Annotated in this window: 13 protein-coding genes; 4 read left to right on the top strand and 9 right to left on the bottom strand. The window is 44.0% G+C overall.

Translation table 11 applies throughout. From position 1 onward, the window contains the following. Positions 1-5: 5 nt before the first annotated feature. From G3R48_RS12315 to uvrA, 3 genes are all read right to left on the bottom strand, one after another. Complete coding sequence (locus G3R48_RS12315) at positions 6-1,850, bottom strand: DEAD/DEAH box helicase (RefSeq protein WP_153665029.1); 1,845 nt, start codon at positions 1,848-1,850, stop codon at positions 6-8. 226 nt (positions 1,851-2,076) lie between these two features. Next, on the bottom strand, positions 2,077-3,174 hold the full coding sequence (locus G3R48_RS12310) for a M28 family peptidase (RefSeq protein ID WP_153665027.1): 1,098 nt from the start codon (positions 3,172-3,174) through the stop codon (positions 2,077-2,079). 201 nt (positions 3,175-3,375) lie between these two features. Beyond that, positions 3,376-6,231, bottom strand: coding sequence for an excinuclease ABC subunit UvrA (gene uvrA, locus G3R48_RS12305; RefSeq protein WP_153665025.1), 2,856 nt, complete (start codon positions 6,229-6,231; stop codon positions 3,376-3,378). Between the two features lie 291 nt (positions 6,232-6,522). Between uvrA and G3R48_RS12300 the strand changes: the two genes are divergently transcribed. Together G3R48_RS12300 and G3R48_RS12295 are read left to right on the top strand one after the other, a co-directional pair. Then, entirely contained in the window at positions 6,523-7,890 is a 1,368-nt protein-coding gene (locus tag G3R48_RS12300; protein ID WP_153665023.1) for an MFS transporter, read from the top strand. A 60-nt stretch (positions 7,891-7,950) separates the two neighbouring features. After that, a complete protein-coding gene (locus G3R48_RS12295; protein WP_153665021.1) occupies positions 7,951-8,685 on the top strand; it encodes a single-stranded DNA-binding protein in 735 nt (244 codons plus the stop codon). A 353-nt stretch (positions 8,686-9,038) separates the two neighbouring features. Here G3R48_RS12295 and G3R48_RS12290 read toward each other — a convergent pair whose 3' ends face one another. The 3 genes from G3R48_RS12290 to G3R48_RS12280 form a co-directional block, all read right to left on the bottom strand. Further along, a complete protein-coding gene (locus G3R48_RS12290; RefSeq protein ID WP_153665019.1) occupies positions 9,039-12,176 on the bottom strand; it encodes an efflux RND transporter permease subunit in 3,138 nt (1,045 codons plus the stop codon). Between the two features lie 12 nt (positions 12,177-12,188). Beyond that, the gene (locus G3R48_RS12285; protein ID WP_153665017.1) at positions 12,189-13,403 is read right to left on the bottom strand and encodes an efflux RND transporter periplasmic adaptor subunit; all 1,215 of its coding nucleotides are present in this window, start codon (positions 13,401-13,403) and stop codon (positions 12,189-12,191) included. An 82-nt stretch (positions 13,404-13,485) separates the two neighbouring features. Then, positions 13,486-13,914, bottom strand: a complete 429-nt coding sequence (locus G3R48_RS12280; RefSeq protein ID WP_153665015.1) for a hypothetical protein — start codon at positions 13,912-13,914, stop codon at positions 13,486-13,488. 363 nt (positions 13,915-14,277) lie between these two features. On the opposite strand from G3R48_RS12280, the gene G3R48_RS12275 reads away from it, so the two are divergent. Beyond that, positions 14,278-14,841, top strand: a complete 564-nt coding sequence (locus G3R48_RS12275) for a NapC/NirT family cytochrome c (protein WP_153665013.1) — start codon at positions 14,278-14,280, stop codon at positions 14,839-14,841. A 68-nt stretch (positions 14,842-14,909) separates the two neighbouring features. Here the strand turns inward: G3R48_RS12275 and G3R48_RS12270 are convergent, their stop codons facing one another. From G3R48_RS12270 to rsmD, 3 genes are all read right to left on the bottom strand, one after another. Beyond that, positions 14,910-15,209: a hypothetical protein gene (locus G3R48_RS12270; RefSeq protein ID WP_212593339.1), complete on the bottom strand. Its 300-nt coding sequence runs from the start codon at positions 15,207-15,209 to the stop codon at positions 14,910-14,912. A gap of 163 nt (positions 15,210-15,372) precedes the next feature. Then, positions 15,373-15,654 (bottom strand): DUF1145 domain-containing protein, encoded by a 282-nt coding sequence (locus G3R48_RS12265; protein WP_153665011.1) that lies wholly within the window; start codon positions 15,652-15,654, stop codon positions 15,373-15,375. 35 nt (positions 15,655-15,689) lie between these two features. Further along, entirely contained in the window at positions 15,690-16,277 is a 588-nt protein-coding gene (rsmD, locus tag G3R48_RS12260) for a 16S rRNA (guanine(966)-N(2))-methyltransferase RsmD (protein WP_153665009.1), read from the bottom strand. A 177-nt stretch (positions 16,278-16,454) separates the two neighbouring features. Here rsmD and ftsY point away from each other — a divergent pair, with 177 nt between their 5' ends. Beyond that, positions 16,455-18,161 carry a signal recognition particle-docking protein FtsY gene (ftsY, locus tag G3R48_RS12255; protein ID WP_212593338.1) on the top strand — a complete coding sequence of 569 codons (1,707 nt, stop codon included), beginning with the start codon at positions 16,455-16,457 and terminating at the stop codon, positions 18,159-18,161. The last annotated feature ends 22 nt before the right edge of the window (positions 18,162-18,183 follow it).

Below are 18,183 nucleotides of genomic sequence, written 5' to 3'. Positions count from 1 at the left end.
TTAGCTTATTCGCTGTCACGTGGTTTACGTGGACGGCGGTCACCAGAGGGTTTGTCACCACGAGGACGACGATCGCCAGATGGACGGTCACCACGAGGACGACGGTCATTACGGTCACCACGAGGACGACGGCTACGACCTTGCTCAGGGAAGGCTTCACCTTCTGCTTCGCGAATGTTTAATGGACGACCACAAACACGCACTTTTCTTAAGTGTCCAAGTACGTCTTTTGGCATACCGTCTGGTAAATCAACGGTAGTCACTTGATCAAATAATTGGATTTGACCAATGAAGCGGCTTTCGATGTTCGCTTCGTTAGCAATAGCACCAACAATGTTACCTACGCCAACACCGTTGTCACGACCTACGTCGATGACATAACGGTTCATTTTAACGTCTGGGTTGTCTTTAAGACCGTCTGGCTTACCGAAGCTAGTCGGTACAGGACGACCGCCACGTTCACGACCTCCTCGCTCACCACGCTCACCACGATCACGACTACGGTCATCACGGTTGTCACGTTGACGTTCTTGAATAGCAGGCAGTTGTAATGGACGCTCTGCTTGAACTTGTTGCAGTAATGCAGCAGCCAGTATATCGGTGTCGATTTCTAGTTGTTGGCATAACTGAGCAACGGCGTTTTTCATGAAATCTAAGTCGCCATTAATGGTTTCTTGGATTTGCTCGCCTAAACGAGATAAACGACGCTCTGCAACGGTTTCAGGGCTAGGGACTTTCATTGGCGAAATACGGCTTGACGTCGCACGCTCAATGGTACGTAACATGCGCATTTCGCGGTTTGTTACGAAAAGGATAGCCATACCAGTACGACCAGCACGACCTGTACGGCCAATGCGGTGAACGTAAGCCTCAGAATCATACGGGATATCGTAGTTAACTACGTGTCCGATACGGTCAACGTCAAGACCACGAGCTGCAACGTCTGTGGCAATTAGAATATCTAATTTACCGCGTTTTAGTTGGTCAACGGCGCGTTCACGTGCTTGTTGGTTCATGTCACCATGTAGTGGTGATGATGCATAACCACGTGCTTCTAGCTTTTCAGCTAATTCGACACAGCTGTTACGAGTACGAACGAAGATGATAATACCTTCAGTATTTTCAACTTCTAATACACGTACTAACGCTTCAAGTTTGTTGTGTTGAGACACTTGAACAAAACGTTGGTCGATAGACTTAACAGTTGAGTTAGTCGTAGAGATACTGATATGAACAGGATCGGATAAATGCTTGTTAGCCACACGTTTAATTTGCTCTGGCATGGTTGCAGAGAAAAGGGCTAATTGGCTGTCAGCTGGCTTATGTTCTAGTACCCATTCGATGTCGTCGATGAAGCCCATTTTTAGCATTTCATCTGCTTCATCAAGCACTAATGCTTTAAGCGTATCAAGTTTTAACGTACCACGACGCATGTGATCCATTACACGACCAGGCGTACCAACCACCACTTGTGGGCCACGGCGTAGCGCACTAAGTTGTTGATGCATGCTTTGACCACCGTAAATAGGGAGTACTTGGAAGCCTTTCATGTGTTTGGCATAACTACCAAATGCTTCAGCAACCTGAACAGCAAGTTCACGAGTAGGTGCAAGCACAAGGACTTGAGGTGCGTTCAGCTTTTGGTCAACACTGTTAAGTAATGGCAGTGCAAATGCACCTGTTTTACCCGTACCGGTTTGTGCTTGGCCTAAAATATCTTTCCCTTCCATGAGTGGATCGATACTAGCAGCTTGAATAGGAGTTGGTTTTTCGTAACCTAGATCGTCAAGGGCACGAAGCAAATTCTCGGATAAACCAAGTTCGCGGAAAGTTCTTTCATCGGATGACATTGAGTTGTAGCCTTGTGGGTATGCACGAGAGATAAAGTTTCGTGCTTGAGTTTCACAGACAGAAAATCAACCCCGTGTCGATTTCCCGTTTCAAAAAGGGCGATATTATAGCAATCTTTATCGCATTTGACTATAAAAAAACATTTATTTGTTTAAAGCTGGCCTGATTTTTGATAGTAAAATGGGGTGTTTAGGTGAATTCTAAAGTATTAAATCATGATGTAATTTACTGATTATTCTTACGCGGTTGTGGCTTGGCATCCAGTATTAATATCGCTGACTCAATAACGGCTGCCATGAACCAATAGTTAAGCGTATCAGCAGTATCCGTGGTTTGATGGTAATGTTTATGAGGCGGTACGCCAAGGTAAACCCATGGGATATTCGCCTGATGAAATGGGTAGTGATCAGAGGCGCGTAACCAGTTAACGCGATGCAAACGACTATTTTTTAAAATGCCGCGTTTAGTGGCAATACACAGATTGTTTTGCTGATAAAGTTGCCACTTTAGCGAGCTAAAATCGATGATATTGTTATCGCCTGCAATGTAGATACTGTTAGATCGAGGCGCGTGACCTATCATATCGAGATTAAGCACCAGTTCTACGTGCATGTGTTGTTGTTCAATAATACGCTGCACAATGGCATAACCACCATGAAGCCCTAACTCTTCTGCATCGGTAGCAACCACCAACAAATTTACCTGTTTACTTATCGGCATTTGAGGCCATTGTTTGGCGATAGCCAGCATGCCGCTGACACCCGATGCATTGTCATCGGCGCCATTAAAAATCTTATGCCCCCGCTGCCCTAAATGATCATAGTGAGCGGTGATTACCCGCCAACGATGAGACGGTTGCTTGGCTGGACTTACCGCGACAAGGTTAACCCCGATGAGACGACTAAATTGATAATCAAACTTAAAAGATTGTTTAAACGCAGCGGCTGTATTGTTGTGATAAATGGTGTGGTGTTCTTGTTGAGCTTGTTGAGCTTGTTGAGCTTGTTGGGCTTGTTGGGCTTGTTGGGCTTGTTGGGCTTGTTGAGCTTGTTGGGCTTGTTGAGTTAACCATGGTTGTAAGCCGATTTGGCTAAAGCGTTGACTAAGGTAGGTTTGTGCCTTGATTGACCCCATTGTTTGAGTTTTACGTCCCGCCATGTTGTCGGCGCTCAGTATTTCAACATCGGTTTGAAGCTGTTTTAGGTTAACCCAATGGTGCTCAAAGGGTTGTTTGCATTGATATTGGCTGCTGCATGCACTGGCCAGTAATAACATTGCAAGAATAAGGAATGTGGACCAAGGCAATAAATGGTAATCGGGCAAAGACGCTCCAAAATGATGTCAGGCTAAGCAACTTGCATTAAGCATAGTCGCTATTAAGCCTTTCATCTTGCGTCTGTTTTTGATGCCAATGAGCTGGTTACAGTCACTGGCATTGGTTAAGGTTATGGGTTGAAACTATTGCGTTAGTTCAATACGCCACGGTTAATGTTTGAGTTCATTAAGTGAACTGCGTACTTGAGACTACTTTTTACTTTTAGCCCGCTGTTTATGTAGTGCTAGCATCGGCTTTAAGAAGCGAGCCGTGTGCGAGGTTTTGTGTTTGGCAACATCTTCAGGTGTGCCTGTGACTAATATCTCGCCGCCACCTTGGCCGCCTTCAGGGCCAAGATCAATAATCCAATCGGCAGTTTGAATGACATCTAAATTATGCTCAATTACCACAATGGTATTACCTTGTGATTTCAAGCGATGCAGGACTTCAAGCAGCAGTTGAATGTCGGCAAAGTGCAAGCCTGTTGTCGGTTCATCTAAAATATACAGGGTTTTGCCTGTGTCGCGTTTAGACAGCTCTTTTGCAAGTTTAACCCGCTGCGCTTCACCGCCAGACAAGGTGGTTGCACTTTGGCCTAAGCGAATATACGACAGGCCGACATCCATTAAGGTTTGCAATTTACGGGCAATAGATGGAATCGCATCAAAGAAGGTGCGCGCGTCTTCAACCGTCATTTGCAACACTTCATGAATGTTCTTGCCTTTGTATTTGACCTCTAAGGTTTCGCGGTTATAGCGTTTGCCTTTACATGAATCACACGGCACGTAAACGTCAGGTAAAAAGTGCATTTCTACCTTAATCAAGCCATCACCTTGGCAGGCTTCACAGCGACCGCCTTTAACATTAAACGAGAACCGTCCTACTTGGTAACCGCGAGTGCGCGACTCTTGTGTACCAGCAAATAATTCACGGATTGGGGTGAAAATACCGGTGTAAGTGGCCGGATTTGAGCGAGGGGTACGCCCAATCGGGCTTTGGTCTATTTCGACAACTTTGTCGCAATTATCCATGCCGTTAATGCTTTTATACGGTGCAGGTTCATCCACGGTGGCACCGTTTAATTCACGGTGAGCAATTTTATAGAAGGTGTCGTTAATGAGTGTCGATTTACCCGAACCTGACACCCCAGTGACGCAAGTTAATAGCCCAACAGGAATGGTTAAGTCGACATCTTTCAGGTTATTACCGCTCGCACCTTTTAGCTCAATGACTTTTTTGGTGTCGATTTTAGTGCGGTTATCGCTAATGTGGATTTGCTTGGTGCCAGAAATATATTGCCCAGTGACAGAATTAGGACAATTAATGATGTCATCTAACGTACCTTCTGCAATCACTTCTCCGCCGTGAACCCCTGCACCAGGACCAATATCAATCACGTGGTCAGCCATGCGAATCGCATCTTCATCGTGCTCAACCACAATGACGGTGTTACCTAAATCACGAAGGTGAATTAGCGTTTGCAGTAAGCGTTCGTTGTCACGTTGATGCAAACCAATTGAAGGCTCATCTAACACGTACATCACCCCAACGAGCCCAGCACCAATTTGGCTGGCTAAGCGAATACGTTGCGCTTCACCGCCAGATAAGGTGTCAGCTGAGCGTGATAAGCTTAAATAGTTAAGCCCGACATTGACTAAGAAACCTAAGCGTTCGCTAATTTCTTTTAAGATTTTTTCAGCAATTTGCGCCCGTTGGCCTTCAAAGCTGACGCCGTCGAAATAGTCTTTAGCTTCACCAATTGACCATGTGGTTAAGGTAGGCAGGTTAAGGTCGCCAATAAACACGTTACGGGCTTCTTCACGTAAGCGTGAGCCGCCACAACTGTTACAGGGTTGCATATTAATGAATTTAGATAGCTCTTCACGTACCGAGTTACTTTCGGTTTCGCGGTAACGGCGATCCATATTATTTAAAATACCTTCAAACGGATGATTACGTATCACTACGTCGCCACGGTCATTGACGTATTTAAAGGCGATTTTCGTTTTGCCTGAGCCAAATAAGACGATCTTTTTCACTTTATCGCTGAGGCTGGCATAAGGTTGCTCAACATCAAATTTATAATGCTCAGATAAGGATGTGAGCATTTGAAAGTAATAAAAGTTACGACGATCCCAACCTCGAATCGCGCCACCTGCCAGTGACAAATCATCATTAGTGACTACCCGTTCAGGGTCAAAAAATTGCTGGTGACCTAAACCATCACAAGTTTGACATGCTCCTGCGGGGTTATTGAAAGAAAATATCCGTGGCTCTAGCTCGGCCATTGAATATCCGCACACCGGACAGGCGAAGTTAGCTGAAAACACTAACTCTTCTTCATCGCTGCCATCCATAGAGGCGATTTTTGCAATACCGCCCGACAGTTCAAGTGCGGTTTCAAAAGACTCCGCTAAACGTTGCTTGAGATCCGCGCGCACTTTAAAGCGGTCAACGACTACTTCAATGGTGTGCTTTACATGTAAGTCAAGGGTTGGAGGATCCGTTAGATCACACACTTCACCGTCAATACGGGCACGGATGTAACCTTGAGCTGACAGGCTTTCAAGTAATTTTACATGCTCACCTTTACGATCGTTAACCACTGGCGCTAATAGCATTTGGCGACTGCTGTCAGGCAGAGTTAATACTTTATCGACCATTTGGCTGACCGTTTGTGCAGCAAGTGGTGCGCCGTGAGTCGGGCATCGAGGTTCACCAACGCGGGCAAATAATAATCTGAGGTAATCGTAAATTTCGGTAATCGTGCCCACGGTGGAGCGTGGGTTGTGAGAGGTGGACTTTTGCTCGATTGAAATCGCCGGACTTAAGCCTTCAATATGATCAACATCGGGCTTTTCCATTAAGCTAAGGAACTGACGCGCATAGGCAGAAAGCGACTCAACATAACGACGTTGTCCTTCAGCATATAATGTATCAAACGCTAAAGAGGACTTTCCTGACCCTGACAAGCCGGTAATCACAATGAGCTTATCCCGCGGGATAGTTAAGTCAATGTTCTTTAAGTTGTGAGTTCTTGCTCCGCGTATTTCAATTTTGTCCATCGAACACTCTTCACTCTAGTACCAAACATAATAGGGCAGTATCGCACAGTTTTAATGATGGTTTTAGCACAATTTAGTTGCCGATTAAGGCAATCGAGTCAGCCAAATGTGGAAACATAAACGGGTTTTTGTGAGGTTGATTTGCGACAAACAGAACGCAATGCGATTAAATTATCAACATGATGAATATCAATCACTGCTTTATAAGCAAAGTGTGATTTCCTTTTGAGCTTAGTTCTTTCGCTGTGCTAACATGCGCTCTTTAAATTTTAACGTAGAAAAGGCAATTTCATGGCCAGTAATGGACTGTCAGGAGTTGAGAAAAAAGTCGCCGCGTCATTAGCAAGTGTATTTGGCTTGCGCATGATGGGACTTTTTATGATCATGCCCGTATTTGCGCTTTATGGTCAGCATCTCGAAGGTTTTTCACCACTTTGGGTGGGTATCGCAATTGGTGCATACGGCTTAACCCAAGCCATGTTACAAATTCCAATGGGAATGTTGTCTGATAAGTATGGCCGTAAGCCCATCATTCTAATTGGTTTGGTGTTATTTGCTATTGGTAGTGTCGTGGCTGCGATGTCTGATACGATTTATGGCGTCGTGCTTGGACGAGCCATACAAGGTATGGGGGCGATTGCTGCTGCGGTATTAGCACTTGCAGCAGACTTAACCCGTGATGAACAGCGCACCAAAGTCATGGCCATTATTGGTATTTGTATTGGGTTATCTTTTGCCTTGTCGTTACTGATAGGCCCAATTGCTACGCAAGCACTTGGATTAAGCGGCTTGTTTTATTTAACTGGTGTATTGGCTATTGCCGGCATGTTTATTGTTTTATTGTTTGTGCCAAACCCCGTTACCCAAGCACCTAAAGGTGATACAACTGCCGCGCCTGAAAAGCTAAAACGCATGTTGCGTGACCCGCAATTATTTAGGCTCGATGCCGGGATATTTATTCTACATTTAGTGTTAACAGCCGTGTTTGTGGCATTACCGCTTGATTTAGTGGACGCTGGATTGATTAAAGAAAAGCATTGGATGTTGTATTTCCCTGCTTTTATTGGGGCATTTTTCTTAATGGTGCCGTTAATTGTGATTGGGGTGAAACGCAATAACACCAAAACCATGTTCCAAATTGCGCTGGTGATTTTGATGATTGCCTTAGCATCAATGGCTGCATTTGCTGACAATTTATGGGTGTTAAGTGTGGCAGTGTTGCTATTTTTCACCGGCTTTAACTATTTAGAAGCGTCATTACCAAGCTTAATTGCTAAATTTTGTCCTAATGGTGATAAAGGCTCAGCGATGGGCGTATATTCAACTAGCCAATTTTTAGGGGCGTTTTGTGGTGGTATGATTGGCGGCGGTGCGTATCAATATCTAGGTGCTTCTGGAGTATTTTTTGCAGGGTTAGTATTGATAGCCGTGTGGTTATTTTTAACCTTAGGCATGAAAAATCCCGTGTTATTAAAAAGCTATACGTTAAATGCCGTATTTAATGACCGTGAACATGCTCAACATATGGCGGCACAATTGAGTGAATTAACCGGTGTGGTTGAAGCGATTGTTGTGGTTGAGGAAAAAGTGGCTTACCTAAAGGTTGATGATAATTTCAATTTGAGCGAAGCCCGAGCTGTGTTAGGCTCTGTCAGTTAGATCTTTTTTAGATCGCTAGAAACATATTTAAGATTATTAAGAACGTCTCAGGAGATTTTGATGGCCAGTCGTGGTGTAAATAAAGTAATTTTGGTGGGTAATTTAGGTAAAGATCCTGAAGTGCGTTATATGCCAAATGGTAACGCAGTAGCCAATTTTACTGTTGCGACCAGTGAATCGTGGAAAGACCAACAAGGTCAAATCCAAGAACGTACTGAGTGGCACAATATCGTCATGTACCGTCGTTTAGCGGAAATTGCGGGTGAGTACCTTAAAAAAGGCTCAAAAGTTTACTTAGAAGGTAAATTGCAAACCAATAAATGGCAGGATCAAACTACGGGTCAAGACCGCTACAAAACTGAAATTAACGCTATGGAAATGCAAATGCTTGATAGCCGCAATTCAGGTGGTGACAACCAAGGTGGCGGTTATCAAAATCAGAACCAAGGTGGTTTCCAAAATCAAAACCAAGGCGGTTACCAAAATCAGAGTCAACAACGTCAGCAGCCTCAACCGCAGCAACGTAACAGTGCTCCACAAGGTCAAAACCAAGGTTATAATCAAAACCAAGCACCGCAACAAGGGCAAAATCAAGCCGCTCCTGCACCGCAAGGTGGTCAGCCTGCTTACCAACCTAAACCGGCAGCGACTCCACAAGGTAATTTCCAACCACAAAATCGTCCCGCTCAACGTCCTGCGCCGCAGCCACAGCAGCCGCAGCAACAAAATCAGAGCCAAAACCAAAACTTCACTCCAGATTTGGATGAAGGTTGGGATGACGATATTCCGTTCTAGATCTTACGTCATTTAAACACGCCACAATAACCGTTTTTAAATGCAACATATCTAAAAAAACCAGCAGCAATGCTGGTTTTTTTATGTCTGTAATAAATGCACCGCGAATGAGTGAGTGGAGGTGCACTCTGTTCATTTTTAACTTCGCGCGATAAAGCGTTGAGTTGCTATCGTCTACCTACAATTATCCCTATTGCGATTTGAGCGGATTTTCTGTAAGCCACCAATATAGAACAACATTCTTCCAAATCTTGCTGGTCTTGTCGCTCTTGCTTAACATTACCTTGCCAATATAGCGCATTAATCATCTCTATATTGGCAGGTAAACGTGTAAATAAATTTCGCTAAGGTTATTACCTCAGTGCTAATTTACGGCCGTAAATTAGCAAATAAACTGCAGGGATAACAAATAGCGACAATAGTGGCGCGGTTATCATGCCGCCAATCATCGGTGCGGCAATTTTTTGCATCACCTCGTTACCACTGCCGCTGCCCCACATAATGGGTAATAAGCCAAAAAAGATGGTGGCAACGGTCATGGCTTTAGGGCGTATTCGCATCACTGCACCGTCAATTAGCGCGCTAATTAAGTCGCCGCGATGGTTAAAGTTGCCTGCCAATTTCCTATCGTTAATGCTGTTATTTAAATACACTTGCATGACGACGCCAAACTCTGCCGCCACTCCCGCTAGGGCTATCATGCCAACGGCAACCGCCACTGAAAAATGATAATTAAGTGCAAACAACAACCATGCGCTGCCAACTAACGCAAACGGTAAACTCAGCATAATGACACTGGCTTGAACGACAGAGCTAAATGTCATCATTAACAGCATAAAGATGACGGCCAGCATCACTGGGATCAACCACTTCATTTTGGCCTCAACGCGCTGCATATACTCATATTGGCCAGCAAAGCTGTAGCTATAACGTGCGGGTAATGTAATGTGCTTATCTAATGCTGCCTGTGCGGTGGTAATGTACTCGCCAATGGACACATCCTGTAAGTCGATAAATACCCAACTAATTAAGCGACCATTTTCACTGGCTAGCATTGGCGCACCGTCACGAATGGTTAAGGTAGCAATATTTTTCAGTGGTAGGTATTTGCCGCTTTTGGTGACAATAGGTAAGTTATGCAATTTATCAATGTTGTCGCGCAACGCCCGAGGATAGCGAATATTAATTGGGTAACGTTCTTGGCCTTGAATAGACTGGCCCACTTGCATACCACCAATAGCCATTTGCACCACATCTTGAATGTCATTTAAGGTCATGCCGTAACGTGCTGCATTGATAAGATTTGGTTCAATATCAATATAACGGCCACCAGAGGTGCGCTGAGCAAAGGCCGATAGCGTGCCAGGCAACTGGCTGACAACGGCTTCTATTTCACTGCCAATACGTTGAAGTTCATCTATGTCTGCGCCTGAAATTTTAATCCCCACAGGTGTTCTCACCCCGGTGGATAACATATCAATTCGGGTTTTGATGGGTTGCACCCAAGCGTTGGTCATCCCCGGTACGCGTACCGTACGTTGTAACTCTTCAATAATGGAGGTTAATGTCATGCCCTCGCGCCAAGTACTTCTAGGGTTTAGCATGATGGTGGTTTCTAACATGGTCAGTGGTGCAGGGTCGGTTGCGGTGATAGCGCGGCCAACTTTACCGAATACGCTCTTTACCTCAGGTACGGTTTTAATTAACCGATCGGTTTGCTGCAATATTTGGGCGGCTTTGGCTGCACTGACACTCGGTAATGTGGTTGGCATATACAATAAATCGCCTTCTTCTAGCTCTGGCATAAATTCACTGCCCATTTTCATCATTGGGTAACTGGCACTGGCAAGGGCGAGTAAAGCCAACAAAATGGTCACTTTAGGGAAGCGAAGCACTCGATGTAGCAATGGCTGGTAAATGGCAATCAGCACTCGGCTAACCGGGTTCTTTTTCTCAGCGGGTATCTTACCTCGCACAAAATAGCCCATTAATACTGGGATTAAGGTAATAGCAAGTAACGCGCTAGCTGCCATAGCAAAGGTTTTGGTATAGGCAAGCGGATGAAATAACCGACCTTCTTGCGCCTCTAAAGCAAACACTGGCACAAAGCTCAAGGTGATGATTAACAAGCTGAAAAATAATGCCGGCCCAACTTCAATAGCGGCGTTTTTTACCAGCTGCCAATGGGCTTCTCCAACCGGAGGTTGGCCATCATGTTGTGCTCGGTAGCGTTCTAAGTGTTTGTGGGTATTTTCTACCATCACAATGGCGGCATCGACAATAGCGCCAATGGCGATGGCAATGCCACCTAGACTCATAATATTGGCGTTAACCCCAATCAGGTTCATAACAATAAAACTGACTAATATTGAGATTGGAAGTGAGATGATTGCCACCAAGGTTGAACGGGCGTGCAGCAAGAAAATCAAGCAGATAACAGCCACGACTAACATTTCTTCCAGAACTTTATGGGTTAAGTTATCGACGGAATTGAGGATTAACTCTGAGCGATCGTAAGTGATCACTAACTCCACGCCGTCAGGCAAACCTTGCTCAATTTGTTTAAGCTTATCTTTGACGTTATTAATGGTATTAAGAGCGTTTTCGCCATAGCGCATGACGACAATGCCGCCAACAACTTCACCTTGACCATCAAGCTCTGCAATGCCGCGTCTTGCCATAGGGCCGACTCTAAGGTGAGCCACATCTTTCATCAGCACAGGTGTGCCAGATGCTGACACAATGCCTAACGGTATGTGTTTAAAGTCGGCAAGTGTTTGGCGGTAACCTGTTGAAGTCAGCATGTATTCAGCTTCGGCCATTTCAATGACCGAGCCACCTGCCGAGCTATTAGATTGATCAAGGGCATTTTTAACGGTCATTAAATCAATTTGATAAAGCGCCAACTTATGTGGGTCAACAATGATTTGGTAAGCTTGCTCCATACCGCCGATGGTGGCGATTTCAGACACGCCAGCCACGCTTTGCAATTCAAGTTTTAAAAACCAATCTTGTAATGAGCGCAGTTGGGCTAGGTCATTATTACCGCTGCGATCGACTAACGCGTATTGAAATACCCAGCCAACGCCTGATGCATCTGGGCCTAATGTGGGGCTGACATTGGCAGGCAGTAGGCTTTGGGTTTGTGACAAGTACTCCAATACTCGTGAGCGTGCCCAGTAAATGTCAGTGCCGTCTTCAAAAATGATATACACATATGAGTCACCAAACATGGAAAACCCACGAACAGTTTTTGCGCCTGGTACGGCTAACATGGCACTCGATAAAGGGTAAGTGACTTGTTCTTCAACTTGTTGCGGTGCTTGACCGGGATAAGCTGTTTTTACAATAACTTGAACATCTGACAAGTCAGGTAAGGCATCTAAAGGGGTCGTACGCATGGCTTGGTAGCCAATTAATGCGATAACCGCAGTAAGTACTAACACCAATGTGCGCTGTTTTATCGATGCGCTGATGATTGTTGCTAACATAGTGCGCTCCGATTAATGATGTGCATGAGGGGGGGGATTAGCGGCGTTGTCATCAGTCAGTCTTTGCAAACTGCCCTGAATGCTAGCTTCTGAATCAATTAAAAATTGCCCAGAAACCACAACAGTGTCACCGACATCGACCCCTGAAATAATTTCCGCTTTTCCTTGAGCCATCATGCCGACTTTTACCACCACGGAGCTAAAACTTTGATCATTGCGCTGCACGACAACGCGATTTTCGTGTCCAGTTAGAATTAAGGCTTCAATTGGCACACTGGTAACATGACGTTTAGGGCCACCAAAGAGCTTTACCTGCACCAGCGTGCCCGGTTTTAATTGCTTTTGTGGATTATCGAGTTTGATTCGTACACGCATTGCTTTAGTGGTGCTATCAAGTTCAGGGTAGATATAATCAATGCGTGATTCGATATCAAATAACCCTTGAGCAGTGGCCGATACGGCTACTGGACGACCTTGTTGTAGCCAACTTTGTTCATTTTCAAACACATCGGCAATGACCCACACACTGCTTAAATCGACAATTTCAAACAAGGTGTCACCGGGTTGAACATACATGCCATGACGAACATTAAGCTTGCTGATAAAACCGTCTTGTTGTGCATAAAAGGGCACGCGATAAATGGTTTCGCGGCTTTGCTCAATTTGTTTGATGGTTTTGGCATTCATTCCCAACAGCTCAAGGCGGAGCTTAGCTTTGCGCAATAATCCTTTACCGCGTTGAGCGTCTTGTTTGAAGTAATCTATTGCTTGCATGTAGTCATCTTGTGCGTTGACCAATTCTGGTGAGTAAAGCTCATAAACTAATTGCCCTTGTTGTACCCGTTGGCCGATGCTATGCACCATTAATGACTCCATCCAGCCGTCAACCCGACTATGAGCGTGACCAATCGTGTTTTCGTTATAAGCCACTGTTCCTTGAGTACTAATAAACTTCCATAATGTCTCTTGGGTGACGGTGTGTGTGCGTATTGCTAATGCTTGCTGCATTTCACCCGAGACATTCACTGTCAGCGCTTGGTCATGATTGTGGCGTGTAATGAGTTCAAGATTCATCCCACAAATGGGGCATGTTCCAGGTTTGTCAGACACCACTTGCGGGTGCATAGGGCAAACATAATGTTCTGATGTGGTATTGGCGGTGGCGGCAGAACTTAATATTGAAAAGGTAAAAATAACTAACAACATGAACTGTTTAACAAGTTTCATGGTGGCGCTCCATCAAGCAAGAGCCGTTTGTGTGGCATATAGATGACCAACAAAAACAGCAAAAAACAAAAGTTGTGAATAATTAACCGATGCTTGAGCGAATGGGCGGTTTGAAATCTTGGGATAATAATATGGAGGGGAACTGACTTGCTATCGCGATTAAACGCTGTGTTGTTTGCTGATGATGTTGCCAAATATCTGCATTAAGTAATGCGGCATTGAACACAATGACAACGCAGTGATTGCAATTGCCTTGGCAGCTATTTTCGCTGTCACAACATGAACCTGTTTGATTGTTGGTAACAGCATTAGCAGGGTGGTCATGGTCACAACAAGGCGCGCTAGGCGTTGAATCGCCGTGATGACAGCCTGGTTTGGTATCAATCGATTGATGAGTAGCTGCTGGGGGACTATTGGTTACCATTAATTGGCTATTAGCAAGCGCCAGTTGACTGACGAATGTCAGTAACGTGAAAGCTAATAATCCAAATTTTGATATTAAGTGAACCATCGTATTCCCAATGCAAGAGATTAAATTAAGAATAACATGAACGATGTCACAACGCTGGTTGATATATGATATTTGTTAGACAATATCTCTTGTCGTTTTAACGTTTATTTGATGATGAGGTTAACTTGGTGCAGGTTTTGATTAAGTGGTTAAATTGTAACAAATAGCCTATATTTTTAATGTGAGCTTAAAAAGTGAAATAAGTTCTTGAAATTTTATAGATCTGGCTCTCAATTTTGAGTATTAATATCTTTTTTTATAATAAAACCTAGATTGAATCAGTTTTTTATAACTAAAAGAACCTTAAACTTAGCGATATACAAAAAAATTCTAATTTTTTGACTTTTTTACGGAGAATGAGTGATGAACTGGCGTGCACTTTTTAAACCTAGCGCAAAATATTCGATTATTGTACTGATTTTAGTCGGTGTAGTAGCTGGTGTTGTTGGGTACTTTGCAACACAACAAACCTTACATGCAACAAGTCAGGATGCTTTTTGTATGACTTGTCACAGCCACCATTCATTGAAAGATGAAGTATTGGCTTCTGCTCACGGTGGAGGACGTGCTGGTGTTACTGTTCAATGTCAAGATTGTCACTTACCTCATGGCCCTGTTGATTACTTAATCAAGAAAATCATTGTATCTAAAGATTTATATGGTTTCTTAACCATTAAAGATTTCAACACTCAAAAATGGTTAGACGAAAACCGTAGAGAACAAGCTGATACAGCACTAGCGTATTTTAAAGCTACTGATTCTGCTAACTGCCAACACTGTCATACTCGTATCTATGAAAACCAACCTGATACAATGAAGAGAATGGCTAAAATGATGCATTCACGTAATGCTAAGCAAGAAGGCGCAAAACGTAAAACGTGTATCGATTGTCACAAAGGTGTTGCTCACCCTTACCCTAAAAAGTAACTGACAAGCAGTCTTAAATAAGACACGATAAAGATTAAACCTCGTCGATTGACGAGGTTTTTTTATGTCTAATATTTTGACTTGCTGACTTGCTGACTTGCTGACTTGCTGACTTGCTGACTTGCTGACTTGCTGACTTGCTGACTTGCTGACTTGCTGACTTGCTGACTTGCTGACTTGCTGGCTTGCTGGCTTGCTGATATTGGTAAGGTTGATCTTGGTGCTGTTTTCCTCGGCTTAAACGTTGGTATCAACAAGGACTTGATGTCCGTTGCTGCAAAAGTTGATGGTTTACTATCAAGTGGATACTTTTTAATAACCATGGAAGGGAAGTTAATGCTGCTAGGAGGCAATGGTGTGATAAACAAATATCACTTAAAGATAGTTATCAGTGTTTACGGTTAATTTGGCTGGTAAGCCTAAGCAATACCGCTAGGTTGCAGTTATAAAAAAATCTACTGCTGGGTTTAGTACCAACGGTAGATTTTTTTGATGATAATAACCAACAACAGTACAAAGCAGATATTGCGCTTAATTGTCTGCCATTTGGCTGATTAACTTTTGACGATACTGCATTAAGGTAAAAGCACCAAATATAAAGGCTTGCAGATAGTCAGTTGCCTTTAACACCATGGTTTTAGCAAAAATGGTGTGAAACATTGCGACCTGTATAAGATGCATAATCGCGGTAAATAACATAAAGAAATTAAGTAATACGCTCGCCTTACTTTCAAATGGCATCAGCAAGTTATATGTCATTAATACCCACATAGCTGCAGTGAGAATTTTTCCAAACAACACAAATTTATTCATGGCGCAGTGATGACTCCTTTTATAATAACAATCACTTAAGCTTGATATTGGAATAAGCGATAAGTTACCTGCCCAGCGACCTTTTCTTTTAGTTGTGTCCAACTTTCAGGAAACGCTAACGAGGTTAATTCTGTTTCAGTTTCAACGTAAATTAAAGCTTCGTCATTAAGCCATTGATGTTGGTCAATTAAGGCAATGGTTTTACTGGCAAGCTCTTTACGAAAAGGAGGGTCGATAAAGACCACGTCAAAAGCTTGTGTTGGGGCGGTGGTTAAAAACGCTAATGTATCTGCTTGAGTGACCACCGCATTGTCGCAGTTTAAGGTGGTTAAGTTTTGTTGTAACTGTTTGGCTGCATTTTTTTGCAACTCTAAAATTTGGGCAAAACTAGCATAGCGTGACAATGCCTCAAGGCTAAGTGCACCGCTACCTGCAAAGCAATCTAATACCCGCGCGCCGCGAATATCTGTCGCTAACCAATTAAATAGTGTTTCACGGACACGGTCAGTTGTGGGTCTAAGGCCTTCAAGGTCGTGAATGGGGAGTTTTCTTGAGCGCCATTGGCCTGAAATAATTCTAACTTGACCACTATTAGTAGACTTAGAAGTGGGCTTTTTTGCCATGTGATCCTCATGTTTTTGCCTGAACAAAGAAAGTGGTAGACTATGCCACAATCTGCATTGTCGCTATTTTATATCAAACTCACGAATAAAGCTGATGTTCAACATTAATAATGTTGTCAGCGTGAGATATCATGACAATTCATTCATCAGTATTCATATAACGCATTGGTAGCAAACATGGCAAAGAAAGGCTTTTTCTCCTGGTTCCGTAAAGACAAAAAAACAGCTCCTGAAGTTGAACAAACTCCACAAGATAATCAAGCAGAGCTGGAAGCTGAAAAAGCCTTAGCTGAAGAACAAGCGGCTGCACAAACTCAAGCTGAACAACAAGCACAAGCTGAAGCTCAAGCGGCAATAGAAGCCGAAGCAGCACGACAACATGCGTTAGCACTTGAAGCCGAGGCGGCGGCCAAAGCTCAAGCTGAACAACAAGCACAGGCTGAAGCTCAAGCGGCAATAGAAGCCGAAGCAGCACGACAACATGCGTTAGCACTTGAAGCCGAGGCGGCGGCCAAAGCTCAAGCTGAACAACAAGCACAGGCTGAAGCTCAAGCGGCAATAGAAGCCGAAGCAGCACGACAACATGCGTTAGCACTTGAAGCCGAGGCGGCGGCCAAAGCTCAAGCCGAGCAACAAGCGCAAGCTGAAGCTCAAGCGGCAATAGAAGCCGAAGCAGCACGACAACATGCGTTAGCACTTGAAGCCGAGGCGGCGGCCAAAGCTCAAGCCGAGCAACAAGCGCAAGCTGAAGCTCAAGCGGCAATAGAAGCCGAAGCAGCACGTCAACATGCATTAGCTCTTGAAGCCGAGGCGGTGGCCAAAGCTCAAGCCGAGCAACAAGCGCAAGCTGAAGCTCAAGCGGAGCAACAAGCTCAAGAGGAAGTAGAAGCGCTAGCACTGGCGGAACAAGATGCAGAGCAAGCACAACCTGAACCTCAAGAAAAACCTAAAAAAGAAGGTATGTTTGCCCGCTTAAAGCGTGGCTTAATGCGGACAAGCGAGAACATTGGTTCAGGGTTCAAGAGCTTATTTTCAGGTAAAAAGATTGATGATGACTTATTTGAAGAGTTAGAGGAACAGTTAATTATTGCTGATGTTGGGGTTGAAACGACCACTAAATTAATTAATAACCTGACAGATCATGCTTCACGTAAGCAGCTTAAAGATGCTGAAGCACTTTACGATTTACTTCGTGAAGAAATGCAAAAAATACTTGAACCAGTGGCGATTCCATTAGTGCCTGAAAAAAGCGATGGTCCATTTGTTATTTTAATGGTCGGCGTAAATGGTGTCGGTAAAACGACCACGATTGGTAAATTAGCAAAACAGTATCAAAAACAAGGTAAATCTGTCATGTTAGCTGCCGGTGACACCTTCCGCGCTGCGGCCGTTGAGCAATTACAAGTTTGGGGGCAACGTAACGATATCCCCGTTGTTGCCCAGCATACAGGTGCAGACAGTGCCTCAGTATTATTTGATGCATTACAAGCGGCTAAAGCGCGTAACGTAGATGTATTGATTGCCGATACAGCAGGGCGTTTACAAAACAAAAGTCACTTGATGGAAGAGTTGAAAAAAGTCGTGCGGGTAATGCAAAAGCAAGACCCATCAGCACCACATGAAGTGATGCTAACGCTTGATGCCAGCACAGGCCAAAATGCTATTAATCAAGCTCAGTTATTCCAAGATGCCGTTGGCGTAACAGGGATCACTTTGAGCAAACTTGATGGTACTGCTAAAGGTGGGGTTATCTTTGCCATTGCAGATAAATTAAATATCCCAATCCGTCACATTGGTGTAGGTGAGCAAATTGATGATTTGCGTACCTTTAATGCCAGCGATTTTATTGAAGCGCTGTTCGATCAAGAAAAAACGGACAAATAACGATTAAACAGGAATGACGGAC

This window comes from Shewanella intestini, assembly GCF_018221465.1.
GTDB lineage: Bacteria > Pseudomonadota > Gammaproteobacteria > Enterobacterales > Shewanellaceae > Shewanella > Shewanella intestini.
Note: the sequence above shows the minus strand (reverse complement) of the source record. Positions and strands in the feature narration are given on the sequence as shown.

What these genes read in the sequence shown, in the direction of transcription:
- G3R48_RS12315 (WP_153665029.1), bottom strand. Translation starts at nt 1,850, where the DNA reads ATGTCATCCGATGAAAGAACTTTCCGCGAACTTGGTTTATCCGAGAAT.
- uvrA (WP_153665025.1), bottom strand. Translation starts at nt 6,231, where the DNA reads ATGGACAAAATTGAAATACGCGGAGCAAGAACTCACAACTTAAAGAAC.
- G3R48_RS12300 (WP_153665023.1), top strand. Translation starts at nt 6,523, where the DNA reads ATGGCCAGTAATGGACTGTCAGGAGTTGAGAAAAAAGTCGCCGCGTCA.
- G3R48_RS12295 (WP_153665021.1), top strand. Translation starts at nt 7,951, where the DNA reads ATGGCCAGTCGTGGTGTAAATAAAGTAATTTTGGTGGGTAATTTAGGT.
- G3R48_RS12290 (WP_153665019.1), bottom strand. Translation starts at nt 12,176, where the DNA reads ATGTTAGCAACAATCATCAGCGCATCGATAAAACAGCGCACATTGGTG.
- G3R48_RS12285 (WP_153665017.1), bottom strand. Translation starts at nt 13,403, where the DNA reads ATGAAACTTGTTAAACAGTTCATGTTGTTAGTTATTTTTACCTTTTCA.
- G3R48_RS12280 (WP_153665015.1), bottom strand. Translation starts at nt 13,914, where the DNA reads ATGGTTCACTTAATATCAAAATTTGGATTATTAGCTTTCACGTTACTG.
- G3R48_RS12275 (WP_153665013.1), top strand. Translation starts at nt 14,278, where the DNA reads ATGAACTGGCGTGCACTTTTTAAACCTAGCGCAAAATATTCGATTATT.
- G3R48_RS12265 (WP_153665011.1), bottom strand. Translation starts at nt 15,654, where the DNA reads ATGAATAAATTTGTGTTGTTTGGAAAAATTCTCACTGCAGCTATGTGG.
- rsmD (WP_153665009.1), bottom strand. Translation starts at nt 16,277, where the DNA reads ATGGCAAAAAAGCCCACTTCTAAGTCTACTAATAGTGGTCAAGTTAGA.
- ftsY (WP_212593338.1), top strand. Translation starts at nt 16,455, where the DNA reads ATGGCAAAGAAAGGCTTTTTCTCCTGGTTCCGTAAAGACAAAAAAACA.